The sequence below is a fragment of the Streptomyces sp. CNS606 genome, from assembly GCF_000426325.1.
In genome coordinates, this window is record NZ_AUFD01000060.1 from 1 (window position 1) to 1,922 (window position 1,922).

Genomic DNA, 1,922 nt, shown 5'->3' on the forward strand with positions numbered 1-1,922 from the left:
CTACGAACGCAAAGCCGACCACTTCCTCGCCTTCACCAGCATCGCCTGCACCCTCATCTGCTACCGCAGACTCGCCAAATGAGACGAGCTCTTAGTGCCCTGCACGACGGAAAGCTGTCGGGCACTACTCGCGTTCCGGTGGAGCGCAACGGCAAGCCGACGACGCTGCGGTGTACCTCTTGAGCGTCGCTTTCAGCGTGACTGCGCCACTTGAGGGGAGCGATGGCTCGCAGGTAGGCGGCTATCCCTTGATCGCTCCGGTGGTCAGGGCTCCGACGATGTGCCGCTGGAGGAGCAGGAACAGCAGGACGACCGGTATGACGGCCAATATGCTGCCGGCCGCGAGGTACTGGGTGGTGATCTCGCCGCTGGTGCCCTGGAGGTTGACGATGCCGACCGAGACCGGTGCTAAGTTCGGGCACGTCGACGAGGATGAACGGCAGCACGAACTGGGACCAGGCGGTGACGCCGCCCAGGACGGCAGCGGAGGCGATCCCTGGCCTTGCCGCTGGCAGCACCACGGCGAGCACCGCACGGAGCCGTGTGCAGCCGTCGATGCGGGCGGCCTCGTCCAGTTCGGACGGGACGGTGTCCAGGTAGGTCTTGAGGAACCAGGTCTGGAAGGGCGCGGAGACCGCGACGTACACACGGGGCGGCCCCGGACCCCGCGACGGAACAGAGCGCGTTCAAGGCGCCGCGAGACCCGGGAGATGCAGGATAGACCGCGCGCCCCTGAGGGGTAGAGCGATGGCCGCGTCTCGGCACCCGTTGGCAGCAGGGGACGTCTTCTGCGCTCTCGGCGTCCTGCGCCTACGCACGCATGTGAGCGCAAGCACGTACCGGGGTACAGTGGACGCCACTTGCAACGCATTCTGTTGTGCGCACACAGCAGAATGCGCAAGAGAAATGGCGTCCTGACCTGAGGGTTAGGCGGTCAGAGGACTCGGGCCCCATCTCAACAGATGCCGACAGGGCCCGAGTCCTCTTCATTACGGGAGATCCCGAACAGCGGAGCCTCAGGTGTCGCCCAGGATGCCGAGTGGCGGGCTGGCCGTGAGGTGGGCCGAGAGCAGGTAAGCCGGGCAACGACGGGAGTATCCCGAGAGTGCGCTGTACTGGGTGCCGCCGGGCCCTGGGTCTGTGCAGCGCGTGGGCCCGGCGGCGGGGTGGGTCAAGGGTGACGGTAGGTCCGTCGTGTGGGTGTGACGGGCGGCTGAGGCCTGTTTGTGCTGGCGGTTTTGCCGCTCTCGATCTTCGGAGCCGTGTTCAGTTGAGGCGGACGTTGTAGCGGTTGAGGACCTCGCGGACGGGCTGGAAGAACGAGCTGCCGCCGCCCATGCCGGAGGTGATGCCCAGCGCGGTGCGGCCGGCGAACAGGGCGCCGCCGGAGTCGCCGGAGTTCACCCGGGCGGCGGTCTGGACGAGCTGGCGCACCTGGCCCTGCGGGTAGTTGACGGTGACGCCGGTGCGCTGCACGGTGCCGCAGGTCAGGCCGGTGGTGCTGCCGCTCTTGCAGATGCGCTGGCCCACGCGGGCGGCGCCGGCCCGGTCGATGCGCTGCACGTTGCCGTTGTAGAGGGTGACGACGCCGGGGGCGTTGCTGTGGCGGTTGCGGATCAGGCCGTAGTCGTTGCCGGGGAAGCTGGCTCCGACGGAGGGGCCTATGCCGTTCCAGTTGGCGACGCCCTTGGTGCAGTGGCCGGCGTCGATGATGTAGTTCCGGCCGTTCTTGCGGGTGTTGAAGCCGGCGGAGCAGCGGATGCCGCCGCCGGTGATGGCGGCTCCGCCCCGGATGGCCGGGCTCATGGCGCCGCGGGTCTCCTCGACGCGTACGGCGTCGCCGTGTTCGGCCGCGGCGGCGCGCAGGCGTGCGGCGCCGCGGGCGTCGGTGGCGTCGGTGAGGGTGAGGACGACCTGCTGGG

At 68.8% G+C, this 1,922-nt stretch carries 2 protein-coding genes; both read right to left on the reverse strand.

Going from position 1 to position 1,922, the window contains the following annotated elements; translation table 11 throughout:
* Positions 1–53 precede the first annotated feature (53 nt).
* Entirely contained in the window at positions 54–647 is a 594-nt protein-coding gene (locus K304_RS32505; protein WP_078529432.1) for an ABC transporter permease subunit, read from the reverse strand.
* Positions 648–1,266: 619 nt separating this feature from the next.
* On the reverse strand, positions 1,267–1,922 hold a 656-nt coding region (locus tag K304_RS0120565; RefSeq protein WP_027765261.1), incomplete at its 5' end, for a trypsin-like serine protease.